This is a genomic window from Cohnella terricola (assembly GCF_007786475.1).
In the GTDB taxonomy this organism is placed as follows: Bacteria; Bacillota; Bacilli; order Paenibacillales; family Paenibacillaceae; genus Cohnella; species Cohnella terricola.
In genome coordinates, this window is sequence record NZ_VNJJ01000003.1 from 360365 (window position 1) to 386718 (window position 26354).

At 53.4% G+C, this 26354-nt stretch carries 24 protein-coding genes; 4 read left to right on the forward strand and 20 right to left on the reverse strand.

Annotation, left to right across the window (positions count from 1 at the left end; all coding sequences use genetic code 11):
* Nucleotides 1-9: 9 nt before the first annotated feature.
* The 12 genes from FPZ45_RS07315 to FPZ45_RS07370 form a co-directional block, all read right to left on the reverse strand.
* Nucleotides 10-1485, reverse strand: coding sequence for a rhamnulokinase (locus FPZ45_RS07315; RefSeq protein ID WP_144699926.1), 1476 nt, complete (start codon nt 1483-1485; stop codon nt 10-12).
* A gap of 23 nt (nt 1486-1508) precedes the next feature.
* Nucleotides 1509-2771, reverse strand: a complete 1263-nt coding sequence (gene rhaA, locus FPZ45_RS07320; RefSeq protein ID WP_144699927.1) for an L-rhamnose isomerase — start codon at nt 2769-2771, stop codon at nt 1509-1511.
* Nucleotides 2772-2795: 24 nt separating this feature from the next.
* Nucleotides 2796-3167: a sensory rhodopsin transducer gene (locus FPZ45_RS07325; protein WP_144699929.1), complete on the reverse strand. Its 372-nt coding sequence runs from the start codon at nt 3165-3167 to the stop codon at nt 2796-2798.
* A 20-nt stretch (nt 3168-3187) separates the two neighbouring features.
* Nucleotides 3188-5257: a bifunctional aldolase/short-chain dehydrogenase gene (locus tag FPZ45_RS07330; protein WP_144699931.1), complete on the reverse strand. Its 2070-nt coding sequence runs from the start codon at nt 5255-5257 to the stop codon at nt 3188-3190.
* A 128-nt stretch (nt 5258-5385) separates the two neighbouring features.
* Nucleotides 5386-6351 carry a class II fructose-bisphosphatase gene (gene glpX, locus FPZ45_RS07335; protein WP_144699933.1) on the reverse strand — a complete coding sequence of 322 codons (966 nt, stop codon included), beginning with the start codon at nt 6349-6351 and terminating at the stop codon, nt 5386-5388.
* A 210-nt stretch (nt 6352-6561) separates the two neighbouring features.
* Nucleotides 6562-7713 (reverse strand): metallophosphoesterase, encoded by a 1152-nt coding sequence (locus FPZ45_RS07340; protein ID WP_144699935.1) that lies wholly within the window; start codon nt 7711-7713, stop codon nt 6562-6564.
* 78 nt (nt 7714-7791) lie between these two features.
* A complete protein-coding gene (locus FPZ45_RS07345; protein ID WP_144699937.1) occupies nt 7792-9177 on the reverse strand; it encodes a sensor histidine kinase in 1386 nt (461 codons plus the stop codon).
* Nucleotides 9174-9854: a response regulator transcription factor gene (locus tag FPZ45_RS07350; RefSeq protein WP_144699939.1), complete on the reverse strand. Its 681-nt coding sequence runs from the start codon at nt 9852-9854 to the stop codon at nt 9174-9176. The genes FPZ45_RS07345 and FPZ45_RS07350 overlap by 4 nt, the downstream gene beginning before the upstream one ends.
* A 69-nt stretch (nt 9855-9923) precedes the next feature.
* A complete protein-coding gene (locus tag FPZ45_RS07355; RefSeq protein ID WP_186438270.1) occupies nt 9924-10490 on the reverse strand; it encodes an RNA polymerase sigma factor in 567 nt (188 codons plus the stop codon).
* Between the two features lie 49 nt (nt 10491-10539).
* Nucleotides 10540-11715 carry an ABC transporter permease gene (locus FPZ45_RS07360; RefSeq protein WP_144699943.1) on the reverse strand — a complete coding sequence of 392 codons (1176 nt, stop codon included), beginning with the start codon at nt 11713-11715 and terminating at the stop codon, nt 10540-10542.
* A complete protein-coding gene (locus FPZ45_RS07365; RefSeq protein ID WP_144699944.1) occupies nt 11712-12419 on the reverse strand; it encodes an ABC transporter ATP-binding protein in 708 nt (235 codons plus the stop codon). The genes FPZ45_RS07360 and FPZ45_RS07365 overlap by 4 nt, the downstream gene beginning before the upstream one ends.
* Nucleotides 12419-13816 carry an efflux RND transporter periplasmic adaptor subunit gene (locus FPZ45_RS07370; protein WP_144699946.1) on the reverse strand — a complete coding sequence of 466 codons (1398 nt, stop codon included), beginning with the start codon at nt 13814-13816 and terminating at the stop codon, nt 12419-12421. The genes FPZ45_RS07365 and FPZ45_RS07370 overlap by 1 nt, the downstream gene beginning before the upstream one ends.
* 183 nt (nt 13817-13999) lie before the next feature.
* On the opposite strand from FPZ45_RS07370, the gene FPZ45_RS07375 reads away from it, so the two are divergent.
* On the forward strand, nt 14000-14692 hold the full coding sequence (locus FPZ45_RS07375) for a response regulator transcription factor (protein ID WP_144699948.1): 693 nt from the start codon (nt 14000-14002) through the stop codon (nt 14690-14692).
* Nucleotides 14689-16161, forward strand: a complete 1473-nt coding sequence (locus FPZ45_RS07380; RefSeq protein ID WP_144699950.1) for a sensor histidine kinase — start codon at nt 14689-14691, stop codon at nt 16159-16161. Before FPZ45_RS07375 ends, FPZ45_RS07380 begins: the two co-directional genes overlap by 4 nt.
* A gap of 7 nt (nt 16162-16168) precedes the next feature.
* On the opposite strand, the gene FPZ45_RS07385 is transcribed toward FPZ45_RS07380, so the two are convergent.
* From FPZ45_RS07385 to FPZ45_RS07415, 7 genes are all read right to left on the reverse strand, one after another.
* Complete coding sequence (locus tag FPZ45_RS07385; RefSeq protein ID WP_144699952.1) at nt 16169-16969, reverse strand: hypothetical protein; 801 nt, start codon at nt 16967-16969, stop codon at nt 16169-16171.
* A 128-nt stretch (nt 16970-17097) separates the two neighbouring features.
* Nucleotides 17098-19056: a copper amine oxidase N-terminal domain-containing protein gene (locus tag FPZ45_RS07390; protein WP_144699954.1), complete on the reverse strand. Its 1959-nt coding sequence runs from the start codon at nt 19054-19056 to the stop codon at nt 17098-17100.
* Between the two features lie 138 nt (nt 19057-19194).
* The gene (locus FPZ45_RS07395) at nt 19195-19593 is read right to left on the reverse strand and encodes a GNAT family N-acetyltransferase (protein WP_144700092.1); all 399 of its coding nucleotides are present in this window, start codon (nt 19591-19593) and stop codon (nt 19195-19197) included.
* Between the two features lie 35 nt (nt 19594-19628).
* Nucleotides 19629-20630 carry a CobW family GTP-binding protein gene (locus FPZ45_RS07400; RefSeq protein WP_144699956.1) on the reverse strand — a complete coding sequence of 334 codons (1002 nt, stop codon included), beginning with the start codon at nt 20628-20630 and terminating at the stop codon, nt 19629-19631.
* A gap of 103 nt (nt 20631-20733) precedes the next feature.
* Nucleotides 20734-21645 carry an aldo/keto reductase gene (locus FPZ45_RS07405; protein WP_144699957.1) on the reverse strand — a complete coding sequence of 304 codons (912 nt, stop codon included), beginning with the start codon at nt 21643-21645 and terminating at the stop codon, nt 20734-20736.
* Between the two features lie 83 nt (nt 21646-21728).
* On the reverse strand, nt 21729-23699 hold the full coding sequence (locus FPZ45_RS07410; protein WP_144699958.1) for a tetratricopeptide repeat protein: 1971 nt from the start codon (nt 23697-23699) through the stop codon (nt 21729-21731).
* A 50-nt stretch (nt 23700-23749) separates the two neighbouring features.
* Nucleotides 23750-24274: an ADP-heptose synthase gene (locus FPZ45_RS07415; RefSeq protein WP_144699959.1), complete on the reverse strand. Its 525-nt coding sequence runs from the start codon at nt 24272-24274 to the stop codon at nt 23750-23752.
* A 158-nt stretch (nt 24275-24432) separates the two neighbouring features.
* Between FPZ45_RS07415 and FPZ45_RS07420 the strand changes: the two genes are divergently transcribed.
* Both FPZ45_RS07420 and FPZ45_RS07425 read left to right on the forward strand, forming a co-directional pair.
* The gene (locus tag FPZ45_RS07420; RefSeq protein WP_144699960.1) at nt 24433-24945 is read left to right on the forward strand and encodes a hypothetical protein; all 513 of its coding nucleotides are present in this window, start codon (nt 24433-24435) and stop codon (nt 24943-24945) included.
* 101 nt (nt 24946-25046) lie between these two features.
* Nucleotides 25047-25994, forward strand: coding sequence for a serine hydrolase domain-containing protein (locus FPZ45_RS07425; RefSeq protein ID WP_144699961.1), 948 nt, complete (start codon nt 25047-25049; stop codon nt 25992-25994).
* 49 nt (nt 25995-26043) lie between these two features.
* Here the strand turns inward: FPZ45_RS07425 and FPZ45_RS07430 are convergent, their stop codons facing one another.
* A complete protein-coding gene (locus FPZ45_RS07430) occupies nt 26044-26349 on the reverse strand; it encodes a hypothetical protein (RefSeq protein ID WP_144699962.1) in 306 nt (101 codons plus the stop codon).
* Nucleotides 26350-26354: the final 5 nt, after the last annotated feature.

A 26354-nucleotide genomic window follows, 5' to 3' on the forward strand; every position in this document is an offset into this window, starting at 1 on the left:
AAACCGAATTTATTCCGCAAGGCCCGTCAGTATCCGGAAACGATCGTATGCCCTTCCCCAATCGTCCCGTTCTTCCGGCTCGTAAATCTTGATCGGGAAAGACTCTCGAATCACCCGGCGAGCTTCCCATATATCGGCGAACTCGCCTTGCGCGATCCATTGCACGGCTAGGTTACCGATCGCGCTGCCTTCGGAAGGCCCGGCCAAAACCGGCTTACCGATAGCGTTAGCTGTCCATTGGCACAGCAGTTCGTTCTGAATGCCGCCGCCGACCATGTGGAGGCCGTTAAAGCGTTGGACAGATAGCCGTTCCGTCAATTCGAACACGTAACGGTATTTTAACGCCAGGCTTTCGAGAATGCAACGAACGAACTCACCGACCGTCTTCGGCGGCTCTTGTCCCGTCTTGCGGCAGTAATCCGCGATTCGGGACGGCATATCTCCGGGAGGTAGAAACTCGGAGTCGTCCGGATCGATGAACGAAGCGAACGGCTTGGCCGCTCCCGCCATCTGTACCAATTCGGGAAAGGAATACGATTTTCCTTCTCGATCCCACTCTCGCCTGCATTCTTGGAGAACCCAGAGGCCCATAATATTTTTGAGCAGCCGGTAAGTATCCGCGACTCCGCCTTCGTTCGTGAAGTTCAGCTTCTGCGCTAGATCGTGCAAGACGGGTTTGTCGACTTCCGTACCCATCAGCGACCAAGTGCCGCAGCTGAGATACGCGAACGATCCCTCCGTTGCGGGAACGGCAGCGACGGCCGAGCCTGTATCGTGCTCCGCTACGGCGTAAACCGGAATCGATCCGATGCCGAGCTCCTCGCAGACAGAAGCTTGCAGATTTCCCGCTTTCGCCCCGGGCTGTAGCACGTCCCCGAACCACGACTTCGGCAACTCGAGCATCCGAAGCAGTTCCGCATCCCACGATTTCTCGATCGGATTGTATAGCTGCGTCGTCGTCGCGTTGGTAAATTCGTTATGGATTTGACCGGTCAGGAAATAACGGAGCAAATCCGGAATCATCAGAAAACGATTGCCTTCATTCAGTAGCGGCGACTTCGCTTGCTTTAGCGCATACAGCTGATAGATCGTATTAAACGGCAAAAATTGAATGCCGGTTCGGGCAAAAATAACCGAAGGCGGAATTTCCGCGAACAAGCTTTCCATTGCCCCATCCGTATGACGATCCCGGTAATGGTACGGGTTGCCGACAAGCTCGCCGTTTTTCCCAATAAAGCCGAAATCGACCGCCCAGGAATCGATCGCCATGCTCTGCAACTCGATCCCATGATGTTTGGCTTTCAGCAAACCTTGCTTGATCTCGTGGTACAGACGCAAAATATCCCAATGCAGGCGGTCCCCCACCTGAACCGGGTCGTTGGGGAAACGGTGAAGCTCCTCCACCTCAATCTTGCCGCCCACAAGCCGGCCGAGCAACGCTCGACCGCTGCTCGCTCCCAGATCAAACGCGAGAACGTTTGACATTATCATATCACCCTTATATGAGGTTAAACGCCGCGTTTCAGCAGCACTTCTTTCTCGTATGCTTTTACTTCGGACAGCCATTCTTCGCGCACGGGAACGCCCATTTTCTCGCAGTAGTAGTCCCATACGGCACCAAACGGATACGACTTGAACTCCTCCGTCAAGGCGAGACGGGTCGTATAGTCGCCTTCAAGTTCAGCATTCTTGAGCGTTTCGATCGGATCGAGCATGGCACGCAGCAGCGCTTTGATCGTGTTGCGTGTGCCGATGACCCATGCAGCTACGCGGTTGATACTCGCGTCGAAGAAATCGAGGCCGATATGTGTCTTGCCGAGCAAATCACCGCGGACAAGCTCGCGGCCGATGTCGATCAGCTCGTCGTCGAGCGTCACGACGTGGTCGCTGTCCCAGCGCATCGGACGGCTGACGTGCAGCAGAATACCGTTCGTAAACAAGGACAAAGAGCTCAACTTGTTCGAAATCACTTCCGTCGGATGGAAATGTCCCGCATCCAGACAGATCAGTTTGTCGTTCTGTATACCGTATCCCATGTAAAACTCATGAGAACCGACGACGTACGCTTCGGAGCCCAGTCCGAACAGCTTGCTCTCGACGGCGTCCAGGTTAAACGCCGGGTTCAGTTCTTCAGCGAATACTTCGTCAAGCGAGTCTTTGAGTCGTTGACGCGGCGACAGACGGTCGACGGGAACGTCTTTGAATCCATCGGGAACCCATACGTTCGTGACGCAAGTCTGGCCGAGCTGTTCGCCGAAGTAAGCTCCGATCTTCCGCGACGCTTTGCAGTGGTCGATCCAGAAACGGCGGATCTCCGGGTCCGGATGGCTCAGTGTAAAGCCGTCTTTGGATTTCTCGTGAGAGAAGCAGGTCGGGTTAAAATCCACTCCGAGTCCTTGCTCTTTAGCCCAATCGACCCACTTCTGAAAATGCTTCGGCTCGAGCCGGTCAAGTTCCACCTTATCATCCGTATCGGCGTAAATCGCATGTAGATTCACTTTATGTTTGCCGGGAATGAGCGAAAACGCTTTTTCCAGGTCCGCACGCAGCTCGTCTGGTGTTTTCGCCGCCCCCGGATAATTACCCGTTACCGAGATGCCTCCGGTCAAATCCTGATCTTTATTCAGAAATCCGCGAACGTCATCTCCTTGCCAGCAGTGCATCGAAATCTTGATCTGCGCCAAACGCTCCAATACTTGATCAACGTCGATTCCGTGGTTGGCGTATAGTTGTTTCGCCGCTTCGTAGTTGCTTGCGATTTGCTGTTGCATGTGCGTGCCTCCTCTTGTTGGTACTTATTTTATCGGGTAAGCGATTACCGACATTAACGTATTCTCGGCCTGGGTCGAATCGAGCCTGCTGTATTGTACGACGACCGGGATATCGCTTTCAAGCTCGATCGCATAAGGAACGCCGACCGGAATCGGCGTCCCTTCCTTATGCAATGAGCTCGTTCGAATATGCTTCGTCCGTCTTGCTCCGACAACGACCATCATCTCTTCCAGCGGATCGCGCTCTTCGAAGAAGATCGTGATTTTCAGCAACGCGTCCTCGGAAGCGGTATTTAATACGCAAATCGACTCATGGCTTATCAGTTGTCCGGAGCTTGTCTCGGGAATGTAGCCGTCTGGAATGAACCAGATCTTCTCCCCTCGCGGTCTATGCATGAACGATCCCTCCGTAGCGATTATCGTGTGAATGCCGCTGGCACGCCGCCGTCGATTGTCAACATGCAGCCTGTCGTCTTAGCAGATTTGGAAGACGCGAAGAACGCGATGCCTTCGGCGATGTCTCTCGGGAAAATGTTGACGAGCAGCGTCGTGCGCTTGCGGTAATACTCTTCCAATTGATCCGGCTCGATTCCGTAAGCCGCCGCGCGTTCGTTCCGCCAGCTGCCGTTCCAAATCGCAGAGCCTTGAAGAATCGCGTCAGGCAGAATCGTGTTGACACGAATGCCGAACTCTCCGCCTTCCGCCGCGATGCAGCGCGCCAGATGCGCTTCGAGCGCTTTGACCGAGCTATATGCCGTCGCGTTCTTCCCGGCGTACACGGAGTTCTTGGAGCCGATGAACACCATGTTGCCGCCGATCGCTTGCACTTTCATGAGTTTGAACGCTTCGCGGGCGACGAGGAAATATCCCGTTCCGAGCACGTTCATGTTCAAGTTCCATTCTTTCAGGGACGTTTCGTCGAACGGGCTGGAAGTCGCCAAGCCGGCGTTATTGACGATGATGTCGACGCCGCCGTAGTTCAGGGCCGTCTCGGCGTATGCCGCTTGCACCATCTCTTCGATCGTCACGTCCATCTTCACCGCAAGAGCGCGATGTTCGCCCCACTTCGCATTGATCTCGTCGGCAACCTTCTGCGCGCCTTCCTGGTTAAGATCGGCTAGCACAACGTGAGCGCCTTCCGAGACGAACCTGCGCGCCGTTTCGCTGCCGATACCGCCCGCGCCGCCCGTAATGAACGCGATTTGGCGGGAGAATTCGGCTTCCGGCGGAGCAAGGGACAGCTTATAAAGCTCGAGCGGCCAATATTCAACGTTGTAGGATTCGTTCTCCGACAGCGATACGAAGTTGCCCAGCGCCGTCGCGCCTCTCATGACAGCGATCGCGCGGTGATACAACGCGCCGCTTACCTGCGACATTGCCCAGCTCTTACCGGTGTTGATCATACCGACGCCTGGGATCAAGATAACGCGAGGAGCCGCTTCAAACATAACGTCGCCTTCGTTCTTGTTGCGCTCGAAGTAAGCCGTATACATTTCTTTGTAGGCAGCGACGCCTTCTTTCAGCTTCGCGATCAGGCCTTCGACGTCATCCACGTTCGGCGTCCAATCGATGAACAGCGGAACGACTTTCGTGTGTACGAGGTGATCCGGGCAAGCCGCGCCAACTTGGGACAGCTTCGCGGAATCGTGACCAGCGACGAATTGCAGCACGTCGTCCGCGTCGTCGAACGACAGGATCATTTTCTTGGCGTCGCTCACTGCGCCGCGAATCGTCGGCATGACTTGCGCCGCGATGCTCTTGCGAACTTCGGGCTCCAGCGTTGGATGTTTCACGCCGCCGAACAATTTCGCATCGTTGATGCGGGCTTCGATGAAGTCTTCCGCTTCCGTGATGATTTTGATCGTTTGCGCATAACAGGCTTCGGACGTTTCACCCCAAGTGACGAGGCCGTGTTTCTCCATCAACACGAGCTCGGCTTTCGGATTGTTCAGCACGCCTTCGGCGATCATCTTGGACAGCTTAAAGCCCGGACGGATGTAAGGAACCCATACAAAACGGTCGCCGAAAATTTCTTTGGCGAGTTCCTTGCCATTGTCCGCGCAACACAAGCTGATGATCGAATCCGGGTGCGTGTGGTCGACATGTTTGAATGGAAGGAATGCGTGAAGCAGCGTTTCGATCGAAGCGCGCGGATGTTTGGAATCGATCATGCAATTCACCAGGTAAGCGACCATATCTTCGTCGGACATATCGGATTTCTCGAAAAGCGGACGAATGTCGTCCATGCGAAGGCCTGTGAAATTGCCCGCTTTCATCGTTGCTAAGTCGGAGCCGCTGCCTTTTACGTACATAACTTCAACGTCGCGGCCGCGAAAATCCTGCACGATCGTCTTCGAGGACGTGTTGCCGCCGCCATAATTGCAAACCCGACGATCCGTGCCGATGATGTTGGAACGGTAGACAAGTTGATCAAGGCCGGATTGTTGTTCAGATGCTTTCGATGATTGCCATAAACTTTGTACCATGGGATAACCTCCGGTTGTGTTTGTTTGTTTCGATTTGTTTCCATCTTAACACACCCGTTTGTTTTTGAATACTTTAAAATCAAACACAAACAAAAAAGAAGGCCAATAAATGACCTTCTTACATCGGATTAGGACGTGATAAATTTTTTGTTCGGCAAATAATGCAAAGCTTTAATAAAACGGATCGTTCTCGTCTTGGCGCGCATGACGATCGAATGCGTCTCTGCGCGTTCGTCCGGCAAATATCGCACGCCTCCAAGAAACTCGCCCGGAGTGACGCCCGTCGCCGCGAAAATGACGTCTTCCGACCCGATCATATCTTCCATCGTGAGCACTTGATACGGATCCTCGATGCCCATCTGCACGCAGCGCGCGTATTCGTTGGCGTCCGACGGCATCAAGCGGCCCTGTATCTCGCCTCCCAGGCATTTCAACGCGGCCGCGGCCAGCACGCCTTCCGGCGCTCCTCCCGAACCGACGTACAGGTCGATGCCCGCTTCTGGAAACGCCGGAGCCATCGCACCCGCCACATCCCCGTCCGTCAGAAATTTGATCCGCACACCGACCTTGCGCAGCGTCTTAATCGTCGTCTCGTGCCGAACGCGATCGAGAATCATAACGGTCAGTTCGGATACGTTTTTGTTCAAGATGTCCGCGGCTTTCCTCAAAGTGATTTCCAACGGATCGGTCAAACTCAGCCTGCCGACAAGCTGCGGCCCGACGGCCAGCTTCTCCATGTACATATCCGGCGCGTGCAGCAAGTTGCCTTTACCCGCGATAGCGATGACGGACATCGCATTGTTCAGGCCTCTGGCGACGATCTCCGTTCCCTCGAGCGGATCGACGGCAACGTCGACTTCCGGACCGTTCATGCTGCCGACCTGCTCGCCGATGTAAAGCATCGGTGCCTCGTCCATCTCGCCTTCGCCGATCACGACCGTCCCTTTGACCGAGATCGAGTCGAACATCGCTCTCATCGCAGACGTCGCCGCCCCGTCGGCGTTAATCTTGTCTCCGCGCCCCATCCACGGAGCGGATGCGAGCGCCGCCAATTCCGTGACGCGAACGATTTCCAGTGCCAATTCTCTCTCCATATCGTACCCTCCATTGATCATAACCACTCATATATTGTATATCATATAAATATATATGACACAATATAATGATAATATTTTCTCATATAGCAACACATATGCTATATATGCATCATAATAAACAAAAACCCTGCTACATCATCTGCATTAGGATGATGTGGCAAGGCTTTTGCACGAAGTTTTCTTTAATTATGCCATCAGTTCTATCTTCTAGTTCAATTTGATTCGAATGAAAATGATCTCGCTGCGGCTCCCGATCCGGATTGGCGGTCCCCAAGTACCGAAGCCCGAGGAGACGACGACGTGCATCGCCCCTTTGCGCATATAACCCCAATCGAGTTCGAACAGTCTTCTCGTGAACAGATGGTTCGGCGCGAACTGCCCCCGATGCGTATGTCCGCTGAGCATGACGTCCGCGCCTGCCTCGGCGGCTTCCGCGAATTTCGTCGGCTGATGATCCATCAAAAGTATAGGTTTGCTATGATCCAATTCTCGTATCAGCTCGCCTACGGCAATTCTCCCGTTCGAGCCCGCGGCTTCCGCAGTCTTGTCTTTCCGTCCGGCCACGTAAAGCGCGCCGTCGATCTCCGCGACTTCGTCCTGCAGTACGCGGATGCCAAGCTTGTTCATCTCCGCGACGTATCGCTCGATATGACCGCCGTAGTATTCGTGGTTGCCGAGCACCGCATACACGCCGTGCGCGGCTCTGAGCTGGCCGAGCAATTCTCCCATTCGATTGCGTATGAACGGCTCGATCGAATCGTCGATGACGTCCCCAGGCAGCAGGATCAAGTCGGGGTTCATCGCATTCATCCGCCCGACCAGACGGCGTAAATGCTTGCGTCCGACCACGTTGCCTAGATGGATATCGGAAGCGACCGCGACTTTCCACTCTTTTTTCACCCCGACGGAAGGCTTGTCGATGTTCAAATCATATTCCCGAATGACTGGACTCCACGCATTTCGCGAACCGACCGCGAGCAGAATCGCAAGCAGCCCCAGAACGATTCCTCCCGAATACGACGCATAATTTACTGTATCGCCGCCGAACAACCACACGAATAATCGTACCAGATCGGCGAGAACGAATAGTATAAAACCCGCTTCCATCACGAAAATGTAGTACGATCCGATGACCTTCAGCAATCGGCCGATAGGCTTAAGTGCCTGCGGCAACTTAACTCGTCCTAGAAGATAGCCATAAGCCAACAAACCCAGAATGAGCCAGAATACCCAAGGGCGATACGGGAAGCCGACAGCATCGAACCATTCCAAGGCATGCCATCCGAGATAAAAATTAATACCGGTGTAGACGGTGAGCAACATAGCAATATACGCGACCATTCGTGGTTGAGCTTTCATCTGAGCGGAATATTCCCTACTTTCTCTAGCAGATTATTAGCACATTATAACATAGAAAGAACCCCGGACCGCAACGGGTCAAGGTTCTTGGAATTTGGTTTGAAAAGGCAGCGAGACGATAACGGTCGTTCCTCCATTCGAATTTCCTTTCAGCACGACATCCCCTCGATGCTTTATAACGATTTTTTTGACGATCGCGAGTCCGAGTCCGCTGCCGGATTTCATTTTATTGCGAGAATGGTCGGCTTTATAAAATCTCTCGAACACTTTCACCCGTTCCCCTATTGGAATGCCGATCCCGGTATCCGACAAAACGACCTCCACATGCTCGGTATACTTCATGATGCTCAGGGAAATTCTGCCGCCGTCGGGCGTAAACTTAATGCTGTTGCCGATCAGATTGACCCATACTTGATTTAACTGATCCTCGTCTCCACGTATCATCGTCTTCGGAAGCCGAAGATCCCATTCTAACGATTTGGCCGTCCATTGCGGCTCGCAGGCGACGACCGCCTTGCGTAACTGCTCGTCCAATTCGTAATCGCGCGGTTCGAAAGGATGGTTGCTCGTATCCAGGGAAGCCAGCTTAAGCAGATTGTCGCTCAAGCGCGATAACCGCTCGCTTTCGTTTTGAATAATGCTTAAGTAACGAATCCGATCCTCTTCCGCCACTCCGCTCTGCTGAAGCGCTTTGGAAAAACCGGAGATCGACGTCAGCGGCGATTGAATCTCGTGGGATACGTTGGACACGAAATTCTGCCGCATCGTTTCGAGCTCGCTCATCTGGCTCGCCATTTCGTTAAAGCTATGGGCGAGCCGTCCAAGCTCGTCCTTACGCTTGGCCCACTTCAGCTCGATGTCGAACTCGCCTTTAGCCATTCTTTCCGCGGCGGACTTCATGCCAAGCAACGGCTTGACGAGATACCGCGCGGCGATCAGAATCATCAGCGCGCCGACGATTAGATTAATCGCGAACGCGAGGATGAGCAGCAAGCTCCCGAACGATTCAACCCTCTGCTCCGACAATTCTATGAAGAGCGCGTAACGCTTTCCGGCTTCTTCGTAGGGCAAACCTACGACGAATTCGGTCGGGGACAACTCAAAGTTCTTGAACGTTTCCCCATTCAGAACGGAGTGTACGACTTCCCCCGAAAGGGTAAAAAGTCCTGCCCGCTTGTCCTCCTCCTTACCGATCATTTTTCCATCGCCATCGTACAGCTTAATCTCGTATTTCCCTGAAAGCCGGCCTTCCTTCAATTCGTCATCCGCTCGTTCGATTCCGAATTTCCGATAGAGCTCCTGGATGCTCCGGCCGTCTTCCAATAATTCGTTCTGCAATCGCGCGACGTACCGGTCACCCAGTGACGAAATCATTAGCAGGGTCAAAAAATATGTACTTATTATTCCGACTAGGACGGCAGCCATGTAGAACAACACGACTCTGACGTATAGAGACTTGATCATCCCAGCACCTCAAGCTTGTAGCCGAGTCCCCGTTTTGTCTCGATGGCGAATCCGCATTCCGATTCCGGGAAGCGGTCCCTGAGCCGCTTGATATGGACGTCGACCGTACGATCGTCCCCTTCGAAATCCGCTCCCCATACTTGCACGATCAGATCGTTGCGCGTAAAAATCTGTCCGGGAAAACTCGCCAGCTTGAACAATAAATCGAACTCCCTTAGCGGCATCGGAATGGCGGAAGATGGCATTACCGCTTCGTAACGGTGCTTGTCGAGCATCACGTTGCCGATCTGTACTTTCATCAGCGACTGAATCCGGTAACGCCTTAACAGCGATTTGACCCGCGCGACGAGCTCGAGCGGGTCGAACGGCTTCACCAGGTAATCGTCTCCTCCGAGTTGGAAACCTTTCAGCTTATGGTTGGTTTCTCCCTTGGCCGTCACGAATAAAATTGGCAAATCCGGATATTCGTTCTTCAAACTCCGGCATAGTTCCCAACCATCCATGTTCGGCATCATGATATCGATTATGGCCAGATCTGTTCTGCCATTCTCGGCAAGCCCCATCGCTTCGCGGCCATGGCTGGCAGTCGCGACGTCGAATCCTTCCCGGGATAAATAAAAACGAATCAATTCGACGATATCCGGATCGTCGTCGACAATCAAGACGTTTGCTGCCATATCGGTACCCCTCCGTTGCAATATCCACTTCTTAATACGGAGAGAATTGGCATCGGGTTCCCGTTATGTTTATCCCTTGGACAAAATGCCCTGCGGTCGGTCCTGAATAATTGCTCTGGACCATCTTTCCACGTCCAGATGGGCAATTTTGCGCCGCTCCGGCAATTCATGGCGGTGACGAAGCATCTCGCGCGTCCGGAACAGAATCGATTTGACTGCCGATACCGTGCAGTTCGTCGCTTGGGCGATTTCTTGCATCGAATAGCCGAAATAGTTGAACAACAGCCACATCTCGATATTGCGTCTAGGGAACCTTTCGGCCAGCCATTCGATCGCTCCCCTGACCTCTACGTAATCGCTGTCGGCGTAATATGTCCTCGGTTGCTCGAAGACCGCCAATCTTCTACGCTGTTTTTTCCGGCAATCGTCGATCCATAGATTTCTTGCGACCCGAACCAAGAACGCCTTAACCTCGACGTAAGGCTCAGTATGCATGAAAAAGATCAAGGATTTGAGCAGTGTCTCCTGAAACAGATCTTCCGAGTCCCATTTCGACCTCGTTAAAAACATGCAATACTTCCTCAGATCTTCGAGATGCGGAGCGACCAATGCCTCGTAGGCCGGAATGACTCCCATTCGGTTCCCCTCCTTTCCTGGTCTTAAACATAGTGATTCATCTCTTGATTTATTCGGAACGAAGCGCATCGATCGGCTTTAGTTTCGCCGCCTTGTTAGCCGGGAACATTCCGAACAGTACGCCGATCGCCACCGAGAAGAAAAACGAGATCAGAATGATGTTCGCGGAAAACTCGATGTCCATCCCAAAGGCAGTCGACGCCCCTTTCGCCGCACCGATGCCGATCCCTATACCGAGCACCCCGCCCAGTCCGCTGAGCATCATCGACTCGATCAGGAACTGGGTGAGGATGTCTCGCTTCTTGGCGCCAATCGCTTTCCGAATGCCAATCTCCCGCGTTCTTTCCGTGACGGAGACGAGCATGATGTTCATGATGCCGATGCCGCCGACCAGCAGGGATATTCCGGCGATGCCGGCAAGAGCCAGCGTTAGCGTAGCCGACACGGATGACAACGCGGAGAGCGCGTCGCTTTGATTAAACACGCGATAACTATCCGTGTTTCCTCTGAAGTGATCGCTTAACTGTTTTTCCAAACCCGTAACGACGGAATCCGTCTGCTCGGCCGTCTCTGATTGCACGTAGATCGTCCGCACGCCTTTGGATTTGAACAATCGTTCCGCGGAAGTTTCGGGAATCAAGACGACTTCGTCATTAGATCCCATAGCCGAACTTCCCTTTTCCTCCAACACCCCGACAACTTTATATCTCGTCCCCTGGATGAGGACGTACTCCCCAAGCGGATCCGCGAATCCGAACAGATCGGTCGCCGTCGTCGAGCCGAGAACGGCGATCTTCTGGTACACGTCCAGGTCGATCTGCGCGAGAAAACGTCCCGATGCGACTTTGTAATCCTTGATCATCGCGTAGTCGGCGTTCGTCCCGACCACGCTGACGGTTTTGCTCGTCGTGCCGTATTTGACGTTAGAGTTCGATGTCGTGACCGGCGCAATATACTTAATGCCATTAACTGTCTCGCCTAGCGCAACCGCTTCGTTTGCTTTCATCGTGCTTGTCGTGCCGCGCCCCGTAATATTGACGGTGAGCAGGTTCGTGCCGAGGCTTTGCACCTGCTCGGTTACCGACTTCGTCGCACCTTGTCCGAGAGCGACGAGCGCGATGACCGCCGTAACCCCGATAATGATACCTAGCATGGTGAGAAGGGATCTGAGCTTGTTGGACAAAATGCTCTTGATCGCCATTTTGAACGCTTGCAAGAAATTCATCCCGCCCGTCCCTCCTCTTCGTCTAACCTGCCGTCCTTGATCCGGACGACTCGTTTCGCTTGCTCGGAGACGGCAAGGTCATGCGTGATCAATACGATCGTATGTCCCAACGCGTTCAGCTCTTTAATGAAACCCATGACCTCCTTGCCCGTCTTTGTATCCAGCGCCCCCGTCGGCTCATCCGCCAGAAGGATAGGCGGATTCCCGGCCAGCGCGCGGGCAATCGCGACGCGCTGCTGCTGGCCCCCGGACAGCTCGACCGGGCGGTGATGGATCCGATCCTCCAACCCGACCTTCCGCAACGCCTCGATCGCTTGCTGCTTTCGCAGCTTAGACGGGACGCCCCGGTAGATCAAAGGCAGCTCCACGTTCTCGATGGCAGTCAATTTCGACAGCAGATTAAAACCTTGAAAAATGAAGCCGATTTTACGGTTGCGAATTTCCGCGAGTTTGTTGTCTCTAAGCTTGCTGATCTCTTCTCCGTCGAGCCAATATTCGCCCGAACTTGGCGTATCCAGGCATCCGATTACGTTCATCAGCGTCGATTTCCCCGAACCGGACGGGCCGATAATCGCCAGGAAGTCCCCTTGCCGTACGGTCAGCGTTACGTCGTCGAGCGCTTTAAGCGTTTCTCCGCCCATACGGTAGTTTTTGCTTAATTGCTTGATCCGGATCAGCTCGTCGGTTGTCGGTTTGCTTGCCATTAACGCCCACCGCCCATCCTCGCGCCGCCGCTGTTGGTGAATTGGCGTACGGTCCCGCCGCCTTGGAACGCCCCGCCTCCACCGCTGGGAAAACCTCCTGCACCGCCGATCCCTAATCCGCCCGGCATGTTCATGCTCGAACTGCTGCTCTTGACGGTCGGAAGGACGACCATATCGCCTGCTTTAAGTCCGGATACGATCTCAATGCTGTTTTCGTTGTTAATGCCGACTTCCACCTCGACCCTTGTCGTCGTCGTGGCGTTCGTCGTCCCGGAATTTGCCGTATTTCCGGTTCCCGGACCTCCGCGGCCGGACATGAATTGCTCGCGCATGGCCGCCCGCTCTTCTTCGGTCATGTTCTGGAAGTTCTCCGGCATGCCGCCGGGTCCGCCTTGACCTCTTTGCCCCCATTGACCTTGCTGGCCTTGCCCGGATTGCCCACTCCGACCTGTCTGTCCGTCTTGCGCGGCTTGTCCGCTTTGCCCCGTCGTGGAAGGAACGAGCACGAAATACTTCCCTTGCGCAGACTGAACCGCTTCGACCGGCACGTACAAAACGTCCTCTTTCTTCGCCGTCATGATGCTGGCTTCGGCCGACATGCCGACCTTAAGATTCTTCGCCTCCGCAAGCGCGATCGTCACGTCGAATGATGCGACGCCGTTGCTCGTCGTGCCTTCATCCGCGATAGAGACGACCTTGCCGGTGAATTTCTCGTTCGGCAACGCTTCGACTAGAATTTCTGCTTCCAGATCCTTCTGCACCTTCGAGATATCGAGCTCGTCGATGCCGACGACCATCTTCATTTGCGAATAGTCCACGATCTCCCCGAGCTCCGCGTTCGGATTCAGCGTATCGCCCGGTTTGACTGTAAACGTCGTCAGCAAACCGCTAATCGGCGCCACGATCGGGTCAATGCTCTTGCTCGTCTTGAGATTAGCGATATCCTCTTTCGTGCTCTCGATATCCAACTGCTGTTTTTGAATGTTCAGAGCCAGCGATTCGCGGGTTTCATCGTCCGGCGCTTGTTTGAACCTCGTCTGCAGGTCGTTCAGATCGAGCTGCTTTTTTTTCAAATCGATTTCCTTGCTGCGAATCTGTGAGGAAACATCGTCTTCTTCGTAGGAGACGAGAATATCGCCCTTCTTGACCGTATCTCCTTCTTTAAACGGCGCTTTAAGCACTGTTCCCGCCTTGCTTGCTTTGATCTTCTCCCGGTCGGATGGCTGTATACTCCCCGTTCCGCTTACTTTGACTTCGATCGTGCCCTTGCGAACCGGAGTCGTGTTCAAGCTTGGGGTGAGCTGAGTGTCCTTCTTATTGAAAAAATGGAACGCCGCCCACGCTCCAGCCGCGATCACGATCACTGCGATCGCGGACCCTATGATTCTTTTCTTCATCCGACATGTTCACCTTCGCTTTATAAGATCTTGCGCCTATTATGCAAGGCGAACCTTAGTCGTAGATGAGTCCCCGCTGAATGTTTTCTGAACACCGTTTTCAGCGTTCTTTCAGCTTTCTCTCAGCCAAAGTTAAGCAACATCGCTCATAATGGAAATAACATGCGCGATGAAGTTGGAGGAATGGTCTTGGCTCTACAGGGAAAAGGAATTAAAGTCATGCTCGTGGACGACGAACCAAATATATTGCAGTTTCTTGAACTCGGCCTTTCGAACGAAGGTTACCAGGTCGCGACCGCCCAAGACGGCCCGGAGGCGATCTCTCTGGCCGGGATCTTCGTTCCGCATGTCGTCATCTTGGACGTCATGATGCCGGGTATGGACGGGTTCGAGGTATGCCGAACGCTGAAAGACGCCAGGCACGTTGCAGTCATCATGCTGACCGCCAAGGAAGATGTTGAGGACCGCGTCAGGGGATTAACGATCGGCGCGGATGATTATATGCCCAAGCCGTTCAGCTTCGACGAGCTTCTCGCAAGAATCCAGGCGAGAGTTCGCAACCAGTTCCCCCATCTGCTGGAGGAAGTATCGATCGGACCGTTCGCCATCGATTCGGCGCGCAAAGAGTTTCGTTACGCCCAGCGCGTTTTGGATCTGTCGCCGACCGAGTTCGAGCTGCTGAAACATCTTGTCCTTCATCATGATCACGTGCTGAGCAAAAGCGCGATACTCGATACGGTGTGGGGGTACGATTTTGGAGGGGAGGAAAATATCGTCGAGGTGTACATTCGCTCTCTTCGCGACAAGCTTCAAGACCGGGAGCATCGGGTCATCCGAACGATCAGAGGCGCGGGTTATCGGGTGGATTTATCATGAGCAAAGCGCATGCCTTGTTCGGTAGCGTTCGCCGCGTGCTTTTTCCCCGTTCGCTTCGCTATCAGCTGTTATCTCGTATATTACTGATTCTCGCGGTGCTGCTCGTCGTTATCGGACTCTTTCAGTACTACTTCATGGAACGTTTTATTTACCAGAATCGGGCCGCGAGCATTCAAAGGCAAATTCAATCGGTTCCCGGAGAACTATGGGGCCGATTGCATTCGCCTCTGCGCAGGGTATCCGGGGACGCGTTTATTTTCTTCCCGTCTTCCTCCGTCGCTTTCTACGATAAACAAGGAGCGTTTACCGTCCTGTCGACGATGAACGCCGAAACCGCTGAGTCTGTGCCGCGCCTGAACGAGCAAGAGTACGCCGAGGCTTTTGCGCGGCAGCGCAAAGACAGGGGTATATACAAAGTTGTGCGTACGGGCGCCGGAGGCGAACAGCTTGTCGTGCTTCAATCCGTTCGGTCCTTCCAAGGAACGGTCGGCGTCGTACAGGTCAGCATGAATACTAAACCGCTTCGCGCCGAATTGATTCGGCAATTCATGCTGTATCTCGCGCTCGCGCTAGCGGCGCTGATCGCCGGACTGCTCGTCTTCCTTCCCGCGATCCGCCGAACGTTAACACCGCTCTCCCGAATGGTCGCCACCGTCGAACGTATCGATTCCGGGAAATTAAACGAAAGACTGCCGGAGCCGACGCAGCCAATGGAGATCGATCGCTTGTCCCATTCGTTTAACCGCATGCTTGAGCGTCTCGAAACTTCGTTCCGGGCGGAGCAAGAAGGCAAAGAGCGGATGCGGCGTTTCGTCTCGGACGCTTCGCACGAATTACGAACGCCGCTTACTTCTATCTATGGTTTCCTCGAGGTGCTGCTTCGGGGTGCAGCTTCCGATCCCGTTCAACTTGACAGAGCGTTGCGAAGCATGCGCGGAGAATCCGAGCGAATCAACAAACTTGTGAATGATCTGCTCCAACTCGCCAAGCTTGATCGCGCTCCAGAAGCTCGGCTTGCGACTTGTGATCTCTCGCGCATCGTGCAGGAGATGGAGCCGCAATTGAAACTATTGGCCCAGAGTCGCGAAGTGTCGTTGGATCTGCGACAAGTTCCCGAATTGCAGCTCGACCCCGACAAAATCAAGCAGATCGTCCTCAATCTGTTCCAGAACGCGGTACAGCATACCGATGCGCGCGAAGGCCGGATACGCATTTCCGTCGCGAAGGACGACCAAGGCGTCGAAATTGCGGTCGCCGACAACGGAGAAGGAATCGCGGAGGAGCATTTGCCGAAGCTATTCGAACGATTCTATCGCATAGACCTTTCCCGCACGCGAAAATACGGCGGGGCCGGACTAGGCCTGTCGATTACGCTTGCGCTTGTCGAATGGCTTGGAGGAAAGATCAGCGCAGAAAGCCGCTTAGGGGAGGGCAGTACGTTTCGCGTTACGTTCCCCTACACCGCATAACTGCCGTTTACCGCGCCATGCGCTGAACGCCGTCGAATAACGTCGCTATGTAATAGAAATCTTCATCCATATCGACGTCCGTTACCTGGCAACCGATTTTTAATGCCGTTAATGCAATTCTCCCACCGATGACGTCGATCCGGTACAAGCCCCGATCGGTACAAGCGAATACTTGCCGATTACGAGATACGATCGAAAAGATAAACGCATTGCCCATCCGATAACGGTCGAATCCGCCTCTTCGATTGCCCGCTAACAGCAAACCGTTCTCCGTGGCGCCGATGATCGTGCCGTGGTGGACGGTTAAGCTCGTTACGGCCGACTCCGTCCTCTCGTTCATCCAGCTCATCGTGAGCCTGTCCAAAATCGCCATACCTTCATTCGTTCCGAGCACGACATATTGCGGCAAGTACATGAAATCGTAAACGGTCACGTCGGAACGCATCATCAGGCGCCATTCCTCGTCTTCCGCATACCATAGGCCGCACACCGTAGCTGCGATACCGATCTCGCCGTACTCCCGATATTGATAACATCCGATCGATATGCCCGCAGGACTCCATTTTCCTTCGTCGCACATGAATAACCCTTTGTTGGAACATGCGTATAATTGATCGTCGTAGACTTGCAGCCGATTGATATGGGTTTTGTCGGCCAACCCTTCGTTGATCTCGACCCATTCCTCCGCCATTTGCTTTTTATAGACGATCCCCTGACCTAGCGGAGCCGCGACTAATTCGTCATCCGATAGTCTCTTGACCGAAGAAAAATGAAAGGCGAGTCCGCCTGGATTTGTCGATAACCGCATCCGTCTATCCAACTCCTTTCGCCAATTACCATCAGTTTAATTGATAATGATTATCAATGTCAATAATAGAGATGTAAAAAAGCCGCTTGCACGCTCTCGCGAGCGGAAACGGCTTTATTTCTATGATTCTAGTGAGTAGGCATTGGCAAGAACAGTAGATTGATAGGCAGCATACTGCCATTCGCAGGCGTAAAGGTGATCGTAACCGCCTCTGCGCTGTCCCCTGTCTTGTAAAGCACACCGACCTCGTTCGGATTCCGCAGAATGCTGTCGTTGGTCGTATAGACAACTTTGCCGTTCACCGTGAAGGCACCTGCGTAATGTCCGCCCCGCGGGTTTACGACGATCGCGGTATTCGGCAGCACATAACCGAGCTGGATCGTATACACGACTCCGTAATTGCCCGCATTCAGCACAGGAGTTCCCGTCGTTTTGTCGATACCGGACAAGCGCGTATCCTCAATATTGTCGGCCAGAACCATCCGGCTTTTCACGTCGCCGATCGTCTGGTTCACGTACATGATCCGGTTGGCGTTCTCGAACGTTCCGCGAATATGTATGTCGTGACTCGGCAGAACTTTTGCGTACGGCAAGTAGCTCATCACATCCCGATTGGCGTCCGCGACGACGACTTTGAAATCGAGATCGCCTCCGGAAATCTGTACGTCCGCGAACATGGAGTAGACATCCCCTGGTTTCATGGCTTTGTCGCTATATTCCGGGAATAGCAACCGGCTTTCACCCGCCGGAACTTGGAGGTAGGAGTACTTAGGATTCAGCAAAGATTCCAAGAATCTACCCGTCACTGCGCGGCCTACCGTCGACACGTAAATATTGGGTCCGCCGATTCCCTTCGCGCCCATTCTCACGGTAACCGGTTCGGCATTTTGATTCGTCACAATCACATAGCTCTTGACCGGAGTCGAGCGCCCGTTCAGATTGTGCAGCAGGAAGCGGACGTTGCCAGTAACATTATCCTCGTAATAGATACCCTCTTCGAGAATCGTCTCCGGGCTGTTCGCGCGAATCAGCGTTTGCGGACGGTCGTTGATGTTATAATTGATCTTCTGAAGCTGCAGGACGGCCGGCCCGTTAATGTCGAATTTCTCTCCTACGTTCGTGTATAGAAGGTTAAACTCTTCCTTCGTATACAACGTTTCGTCCAGAATCGTGATCGTCTTCGTATACTCCCCGACCAACCCGTGCGAGTCGGTCACTTTCAGCGTTACAGTCTTCTCGCCCGGTTCGAAAAAGCCCCGTTCATTGCCAGTCCATACCCGGCTGGCGATCTGGTCCTCGTCGTCTGTGCTGAGATCCTCGTACTTGATGAATTCGCCCATCTTGTACGTTTCTTTTTCCGTGTTGAAGTAGGCGACTGGCGGCTGGTTAGGCGGTTTGACCGTTACGACGACCGAGTACGGTTCGCTCCATGTTCCGTTCTCATCCTTGACCCAATGGGTGACCGTATACGTTCCGGACTCGTCGAAGATCGCGTTGTTATTCTCCCAGCGCTCCTCGATAATCTTTAATCCACGTGGATGGAAGGACTCGTCCTTATACTTAACTTCCGTTTGTTCCGCGTAAGGATTCAAATCCGATACGGAGAACTTGGCGATCGGAGACGTAGACCAGGTCAGTTCGACCGTATTCTCATTCTCTACCGATCTAACCGAAATGCCGAAGCTGTCGGCCACTACACGTACGGGAATCATTAAAGTCCCTTTTACCGCGAAAGGCGCGCCGGATGCGTAATTTTTCGCTTTTCCGTTAAGGCTATAGTTCGTTTTGCCTTCTTGCAGAACGAGCACGTCTTTCCCGCTCTTCAGCGTGTACTGTTTGCTCTTGGAGTTGTACTCGATCTTACCGTAAATTTCGTTCATGAACGATCTTGCGGCTACGTAGGTAACGCCTTTTACCGCGGTTAAGGGCTGTGGGGCGGTTACCGTTTTATCGTTATGAATCATTTGCGGCGAATTTGGGATAAGTACCAGTTTTTCAACACCGTTCGCGCCTTCTGCCGACGCCGGAAGCTGAGCCGGCAACATCAGCGTGGCGGTAAGAACCAACAACAGCAACTTCTTCTTCATATTCTGCTCCTTCTAATCTCTTTCGTGATGTATAGATCCCGTTTAATAGACCATATATATTACGCCTAAATCGGAGAAAGGTTGCTAGTTTCTTAGAATAAAACGCAAATAAACCCATTGAATGCGATTTTGAAGCACTTAAAGGACCTTTCTCATGCGAACATGCTCAATTCCGGCGTCCAGGAAAGGCTCCTCCGATTCAGTTACGTATCCCAATTTGAGGTAAAAGGCTTCGGCGGAGCATTGCGCATCGAGCACCGACTCCCGGTATCCCAGACGTCTGGCTTCCTCCTCCATAGCTTGCAAGAGGAACTTCCCGATGCCTGATCCGCGATAGGACCTCAGAACCGCGATGCGCTGCATCTTAGCGACGCCAGGCTCGAATGTCTTGAATCTTCCGGCGGCAATCGGTTTGCCCCCCTCTTCCACGATATAATGGTTACAGGCCGTAGGAGATTCGTCATACTCGTCCAGCTCCATGTCCCGGGGCACTCCCTGCTCCTTGACGAATACTTCCACGCGAACGTCAAAAGCCATTTTCAGTTGTTCATCGGTTTCCACGCGCACATACTTCACGAATAAGTACCTCCCTTTTTTTGATGGGTCAAATGCTCCAATTGCCGAATCAAATCATGTCGCGAGAAGCCCTCTCCGATGAACACGACAACGTCGTGGACGGTTTTCTGCGGCGTTATCCGCATATAGTCGCTCTCCCGATAGGCGTACTGAAACAGGAAACGGCTGGCCGTATCCCGGAACGTCACAATTCCTTTCGCCCGATAGACGTCTTCGGGGAGACGGCTTACGAAGCTTTCGAATTCCTCGCTGTCTATTGGGCCAGGCAAATAATACGTCAAAGCATGAACGTGGTCATGATCGGCATGGACATGATCACCGTGGTCATGAGAATGCTTGCAATCGGGGGAACAATGCTCTCCATGGACATGCTCTTTGACGGCGATCGAATCTTCCAATCCGTAGATAGCGTTCAGTTCGATTTGCGCTTGAACCGCGGAGACCAACCGGGCATTCGGATTCCAATCGCGCAGCAGTTGTTCCAGCTCCTCGCGATCGGCCTCGCCGATCAGATCGGTCTTGTTCAATACGACGATATCCGCCGCGGCAAGCTGCTCTTTCATCAGCTTATACGTTTTGCCCGCCCCGATCCGTACCCGGTCAAGCAAATGTCGTCCGTCGGCTAAGGCAACGACGCCCTTCAGCTCGAGCCTCTCGTACAACGACGCTTCCGTAACGGCGTCAATAATCTCCAAAGGCCGGGCGATTCCGGTCGACTCGATCCAGATCGCATCCGGCCGATGCTCTTGCGCAAGCTTCATGAGTTCCATGCCCAGATCGGCCCGGATCGAACAGCAAATGCAGCCCCCGAGCATCTCTGCCATCGGCACGTCCTTCCCGAATAGCTGCCCTTCGACGTTCGCATCCCCGACCTCGTTCAGGAGAACGGCCACTTTGCGCTTGCTTGTCTTGGCTTCGTCCAAAATCCGGTTCAGCAAAGTCGTCTTGCCGCTTCCGAGAAAACCGGTCAACACGTATACGGGTATCGTTTTGTCCATTTTCGTTGCTCCTTCTCTTGCTGTTGCGGGTAAACCCGAAAGTACAAAAACCTCCCCGGCGATCGCGGAGAGGTTTCGCGAAAAAATCAAGCTTCGGCTCGGTTTATACGTCCTGCGGATGTCCGGCCTTTACGAGCTCGACGGCGGCGGCGTTCGACTCTACCTGCTTCGCGTCTTTGCATCCCGGAATGACACAGGTCACTACGGGATTGTTCAAGCACCAAGCAAGCGCCCAAGCCGCCATGTCCGTCCCTTGCGGTACTTCTTCCCGGCGAATCGCCTCGACTTCCTCCATCTGACGCCATAGCTGCTCCGCCTCTCTCCGCGAGCGCACATCGTCGGAAGCGAACGTCGTTCCCGGCTTATACTTGCCGCTGAGCAAACCGCTGGCAAGCGGCACGCGAGCAAGCACGCCGAGATTTTGTTCCATGCAGGAAGGGAACACTTCCTTCTCCGGATTACGATCCAACCGGTTATATACGACTTGAATCGTTTCGGCGTTCACGTCCGTCGCGCGGGAAGTTTGGTAGATATTCTCGTTGGAGCCGATCGAAATGCCCAAATGACGGATTTTACCGGCCTGAACCTGCTTGTTCAGCGTCTCCCATAGTTCCTCGCGATCGAAGGAGTCGTCTGGACCGGAATGGAATTGGTACAGATCGATATAGTCCGTCTTGAGCGCGCGCAGCGAGCTTTCCAACTGGCGTACGACGTCTTCCGGATCGTAATTGACCGTTCTTTCGAAGTTGCGATGGAAATGGTGGCCGAACTTCGTCGCTACGATCCATTTGTCCCGTTCGCCGCGAATGGCTTCTCCAACCAGCGACTCCGACACGTGGTCGCCGTAACATTCCGCCGTGTCGATCAGATTGATGCCGAGTTCCTTCGCGCGCCCGATAATTTCGTTCGCTTCCCGCTGCTCGTACGTCCGGCCCCATTCGCCGCCGAACTGCCAAGTACCTACGCCAACAACCGATATTTTTAACCCTGTTTTGCCTAATGTCCTATATTTCATGAGAGTCTCTCCTTCACCATCGGTCCCGTGCTATTGCCATCCTGATTTTACCATAGGGAGGCGTTCGCACCAACTAGTACACCTTACGACAAATACCGGCTGCTGCCGTATACCCGGAGGAACTGCTCTTTTGCCCGCTCCCTCATTTCGTCATCGAATCCCCTTACGTCGTTAAGCAATTCGAAACGGTCTCCTTGACCGGATGCGCCTTCGGCATACAGCAGCCACTGGGCGAGATCGTCCGTCGCGCGAATCCGGTCGAAGAAATGATGGTACCACAGAGACGCTCTTTCCAGGTAGGCTTGCGCATCGAAAGGATTGATCTCAAGCACTTTCGTGAACGCCGTAACAGCGTCGTCGCAGCGGTCTAGTTGTTTGTAGACCAACCCTAGATTGTAATAACCTTGCGAATCGTCGGGTACGATTTCCGTATAAGTCGTCAAATCCAACAATGCGCCCTCCAGTTCTTCGAGGCGATAGTGAATGAGTCCTCTTAGCCAGATCAGACGCGGATTCATTCCGGTCAACTGAAGACCTCTGTTACAGTCTTCGAGTGCGTCCGTCAGACGCTCCGCCGCCATTCGGCATCGCGAACGGCGGTCGTAAATCTGGGGATTATCCGGCTCCAGCGCGAGCGCCCGGGAATATTCGGCATCCGCGAGCTGCCAGTTTTGCATCCCCATATACAGTTCACCTAGCGCATAAGCGGTCTTCCCGTCTTTTAGCAAACTCTCATCCAGATTTACTGCGGCTTGAATATCCATCATGGCTTCCTCATAACGATCTTCCATGAAGCGCGAGAAGCTCCGTCGCATGTAGAAATCGGCCGTTTCTTCTAGTTGCAGCGCTCTCGTATACGCCTCGTCGGCTTCCCGATAACGCTCCGCGTCGATCAGAATTTCCGCGCGCTGCTTCCAATTCAGAGGATCGTCAGGCTCGAGCCTGGTAAGCTCCTCGCTCTCTTGCCGAGCCTTATCCGGCTGATCTGCTTCGCGGTATGCATCGGCGAGCCAGAACCGGACGACCGGGTGATCGGGATAACGGCTTTTGGCTTCAAGCAACACGTGAACCGTTTCCTCGGATTTTCCCTGCGCACGATACACGGCGACGAGCTCCATATACGGTGGAAGCCAAGACGGATTCGTCGCTATGATCCGATTCAACATCTCCGCCGCTTCCTCGTAACGATTCATTTGCCGCAGCAAGTAACCTTTGCGAAGCTCAAGATCAGCGGCATTCGGGTAAGTCAGCAACGCGCGGTCGATCGCCTCGAGCGCTTTGCTGAGGTTGCCCATCGTTTCACATAGTTTGGATTCATGGAATTGAAAGCCGTATTCTTCCTCCGCCCCTTGAATGAAAGTGGCGATCGCCGCGAGGGAATATCTCGTTCTTTCTTTGATCTTCCCTGCCCCGCGATCCTTGAGGATTCGCCATTCCTCATGCAATCGGATCGCCTTCTCCAATACGATAAGCGCTTCTTCCATTCGCTCTAGCTGTTCCAAAGCTTGGGCTTGCCGATAATAATAATGGGGAATCGCCTTAGACGGATCCGCGGCTGCGTTTTGGTAACACGACTCCGCTTCTTCGAACCTCTCCATTTTCATATAGACGTTGCCTAACTCGTAATACGTAGAAGATTTGGCGTCTTCCCGCCTCTTGAGCGCTTCTTTGAAATCCCTCGCCGCTTCCTCAAGCTCCCCTCGGTTATTGTGGGAGATCGCTCTTGTATACCAGAAAAGGTAAGGCTCCGGGTCTAGCTCGATTGCCGCGTTCAAATCCGCGATCGCAGCCTCTTCCTGGCCTAGTTCATTATAGATATGAGCTCGTCTTTCGTAGGCATTCGGATACCGATGCTGCCTAAGCAACTCTGTCAGCACATCCACCGCTCGCCCCGTATTTCCGTTTTCGTGCAAATATCCGGCGTAATCGACCCGTTCATCCCAGGACATCCTTTTAACGCCCCATCGTTCGTACCATCGGATCGATTGCTGCGCCTTCCCCTCTCTGTGCAGCCTTACGGCCATCCAGCGGGCGAATGAATGAAAAATTGGCATGAGTCCCCCTCCAACTGACGCAAAAGCTGCCGAGACACTCGGCAGCTTTTTTATTCCGTGAACTCTTCCTTAGGCACTGTGCCATCTTCGACAGCGTACTCGAAATCGTCGATATCGAACAGTTGCACCGGAACGGAGTTTTGCACGACTTTATCCTGAAACTCAATCTGATCGGTCAGTACCGGGCATTGCAAACGAAGCGACATCAGGATGATTTCCGTTTCGATCGGATCGAATGCTTCGCCGTACTGCATGTTCTCCGCCGCGTTCACGATAATCAACGAAACGTTCTCGTTGATCGGCAGTGGCGGACTTTCTCTCCACGGGGCCATCAGCGCCCGCTCGATTTTCTTTTTATTAAACGAATCTTCGAAATAAGCGATCATTTCTCCGATTTTCGCTTTTACGTACGCGTCGTCCTCCGCTTCCGGCATTACCGGTTCGGGGCTGTCTTTCATATCGTAGAGCTCCATGACCGAAGTATACGGAATCCTGTATTCGACAGGACGTTTCGGCTGAAGCAGTTGTCCGTAAATGGCGATCATGACGGCCTCGATGACAAAACGCCGACTCATCTCTGCATTTCCCTCCCATAAAGCTTCCCACGCTTAGCGCATTGTTTTACATTATAACACAAGCCTAAACTGCTGTCGCCGTTCTTTGAATGAAGGCTTGCTTAAGGTATAATTATTGATGTCGTTTTCCATATATTGTCGCTAAGGGGTTGACGGAAATGTCGGAGTCTGTTTTCCATCAGTTTATGCGAGCCGAGTCTGAGGAATTGGAGCAATCGCTAATCGCGAAGATCAACAGCGGGGGATATTCCGCCTTCTACGAATGGATCGAGGATTTTCGCGACGGGTTGAAGATTTACTCCGAAGACCGAATCCCCCACTATCAACGCAAGCTGGCGAGAGCGCGGGAGTTGTTTCCCGAACCTCAGCGCTTAAGCCCGTCTTGGAGCGGCATCTGGGATGAATTCGAGCTGATCTTCGCCTGTAAGAACGAGGTGCTCGCCGCCATACCGGAGGATAAGCGCGAAGGCGAGTGGCAGATTTTACTCGATAATCCCTATTCCCATCAACAGGTCGTCTGTTATCCGGGTTTATCGTTTCTCGAAGCTGCCTATCTATACGGCTACTTTCAGCGCGAGCTAAAGCCCAACGAGGTGCTTCGTTTGCAGAAAATCGCCGAGCTGATTTCCGTGAATGGACGCAAAGATTTATCTCTATTGCCGGAGGCTTAATTGCAGCTGAGCGGACATTGTGACTTATTAGAGATCGACTTTGAGATAATATACGAAACGATTCGCAATAAAATGTTCTGTCATCCATAGGAGTGTGCAAAATGACTGATGTTCCCCTCATGCTACGGGAGGAGGACCTCGATCGGCTGGCTCGCGAAGCTGCCGCAACGAGAATCGACTACTGCGAGATCGTGCACCAAGGCCGCACCGTGTTGACGCATGTTCGAAACGACTATTCTACAGATAGTCTACACAGGATCAATTCAATTACGAAAAGCGTCCTCTCAATTCTTGTCGGCATTGCGCTTGATCGGGGTGAGTATCCGAGTTTGAACACGCCGATTTCCGACTTTTTCCCCGAAGCTCGCTATTCGGATAAAGAAGATGTCACAATCGAGCACCTGCTCGCGATGACGCCCGGATGGGATTGGCAGGAGATGGGGGATTGGCACGGGCTTCCGACTCCAATGATCGACAGTCCGGATTGGATCGCGTACGTCCTCTCCCGGCCCATGAAGTATGCACCCGGTCAGCGAATGATTTACGATTCCGGCAGCTCCCATATGCTCAGCGCGATCCTGCAGCGATCGACCGGGCTGACGGCCGCGGAATACGCGGAGCGTCATCTGTTCCAACCGCTCGGAATCGAGAAGTATAGCTGGCGCTCGGATCCGAACGGCATCGTCATCGGCGGTTTTGGGCTCGAACTTCGCGCGCCTGATCTTACGCGGATCGGACGCCTGATGCTGGATCGAGGAACATGTAACGGCGCCCGGGTCGTCTCCGAAGCTTGGATCGATGCAAGCACGACCGCCTATCGACACACGTATGACCATATCGGCTCTTACGGTTTTCATTGGTGGGTTATGGCGCGAGACGACAAGCCGATTTTTCCCGCGATCTACTTTGCGATCGGCTACGGCGGGCAGTATATTTTCGTTGTGCCCGAACTCGAGCTGATCGTCGTCTTCGCAAGTACGCTGTACAAGAAAAAATTCCAACCTTATCGGATGTTCAAAAGATTGCTCCATATCGATGACGAAACCTAAAGCAAGCGCCCCCGGAACTCGCTCCGAGGGCGCTTGCTGGATTTATCGTTTATGGACTCACCGATTTCGCTTCGAGCACTCCGTCCTGGACTCGGACGACTCTGCGCGGGTCGTTGCGCAGCTTGACGTTGGCCATCTTCGCTTCGTGTTCCGACAGCTTTAATGCCTCCCAAGCCTCAAGCCTACCGGCTTCGTCCGCGGGTGAGATGCCGGCTTCCGCCAACGCTTCCGCGACTTCGTGCTGCTCCGGCTCATTGTCCCATAGCACTACTCCGTAGTAATCCAGCTTATAACCGTTTCTCTGTACGCAGGAGAGCAGCGTCCCGGTGGCCGAATGCTTTAATGTGAACGGCATCGCAC

Coding starts and splice junctions, on each gene's coding strand:
- FPZ45_RS07350 (WP_144699939.1), bottom strand. CDS start 9,854: ATGGCAGCAAACGTCTTGATTGTCGACGACGATCCGGATATCGTCGAA.
- FPZ45_RS07345 (WP_144699937.1), bottom strand. CDS start 9,177: ATGATCAAGTCTCTATACGTCAGAGTCGTGTTGTTCTACATGGCTGCC.
- FPZ45_RS07415 (WP_144699959.1), bottom strand. CDS start 24,274: ATGAGTCGGCGTTTTGTCATCGAGGCCGTCATGATCGCCATTTACGGA.
- glpX (WP_144699933.1), bottom strand. CDS start 6,351: ATGGAGAGAGAATTGGCACTGGAAATCGTTCGCGTCACGGAATTGGCG.
- FPZ45_RS07370 (WP_144699946.1), bottom strand. CDS start 13,816: ATGAAGAAAAGAATCATAGGGTCCGCGATCGCAGTGATCGTGATCGCG.
- FPZ45_RS07340 (WP_144699935.1), bottom strand. CDS start 7,713: ATGAAAGCTCAACCACGAATGGTCGCGTATATTGCTATGTTGCTCACC.
- FPZ45_RS07430 (WP_144699962.1), bottom strand. CDS start 26,349: ATGCCGTTCACATTAAAGCATTCGGCCACCGGGACGCTGCTCTCCTGC.
- FPZ45_RS07380 (WP_144699950.1), top strand. CDS start 14,689: ATGAGCAAAGCGCATGCCTTGTTCGGTAGCGTTCGCCGCGTGCTTTTT.
- FPZ45_RS07400 (WP_144699956.1), bottom strand. CDS start 20,630: ATGGACAAAACGATACCCGTATACGTGTTGACCGGTTTTCTCGGAAGC.
- FPZ45_RS07355 (WP_186438270.1), bottom strand. CDS start 10,490: ATGGGAGTCATTCCGGCCTACGAGGCATTGGTCGCTCCGCATCTCGAA.
- FPZ45_RS07385 (WP_144699952.1), bottom strand. CDS start 16,969: ATGCGGTTATCGACAAATCCAGGCGGACTCGCCTTTCATTTTTCTTCG.
- FPZ45_RS07365 (WP_144699944.1), bottom strand. CDS start 12,419: ATGGCAAGCAAACCGACAACCGACGAGCTGATCCGGATCAAGCAATTA.
- FPZ45_RS07325 (WP_144699929.1), bottom strand. CDS start 3,167: ATGCATAGACCGCGAGGGGAGAAGATCTGGTTCATTCCAGACGGCTAC.
- FPZ45_RS07330 (WP_144699931.1), bottom strand. CDS start 5,257: ATGGTACAAAGTTTATGGCAATCATCGAAAGCATCTGAACAACAATCC.
- FPZ45_RS07360 (WP_144699943.1), bottom strand. CDS start 11,715: ATGAATTTCTTGCAAGCGTTCAAAATGGCGATCAAGAGCATTTTGTCC.
- rhaA (WP_144699927.1), bottom strand. CDS start 2,771: ATGCAACAGCAAATCGCAAGCAACTACGAAGCGGCGAAACAACTATAC.
- FPZ45_RS07405 (WP_144699957.1), bottom strand. CDS start 21,645: ATGAAATATAGGACATTAGGCAAAACAGGGTTAAAAATATCGGTTGTT.
- FPZ45_RS07375 (WP_144699948.1), top strand. CDS start 14,000: ATGGTCTTGGCTCTACAGGGAAAAGGAATTAAAGTCATGCTCGTGGAC.
- FPZ45_RS07420 (WP_144699960.1), top strand. CDS start 24,433: ATGTCGGAGTCTGTTTTCCATCAGTTTATGCGAGCCGAGTCTGAGGAA.
- FPZ45_RS07425 (WP_144699961.1), top strand. CDS start 25,047: ATGACTGATGTTCCCCTCATGCTACGGGAGGAGGACCTCGATCGGCTG.
- FPZ45_RS07315 (WP_144699926.1), bottom strand. CDS start 1,485: ATGTCAAACGTTCTCGCGTTTGATCTGGGAGCGAGCAGCGGTCGAGCG.
- FPZ45_RS07410 (WP_144699958.1), bottom strand. CDS start 23,699: ATGCCAATTTTTCATTCATTCGCCCGCTGGATGGCCGTAAGGCTGCAC.
- FPZ45_RS07395 (WP_144700092.1), bottom strand. CDS start 19,593: ATGGCTTTTGACGTTCGCGTGGAAGTATTCGTCAAGGAGCAGGGAGTG.
- FPZ45_RS07390 (WP_144699954.1), bottom strand. CDS start 19,056: ATGAAGAAGAAGTTGCTGTTGTTGGTTCTTACCGCCACGCTGATGTTG.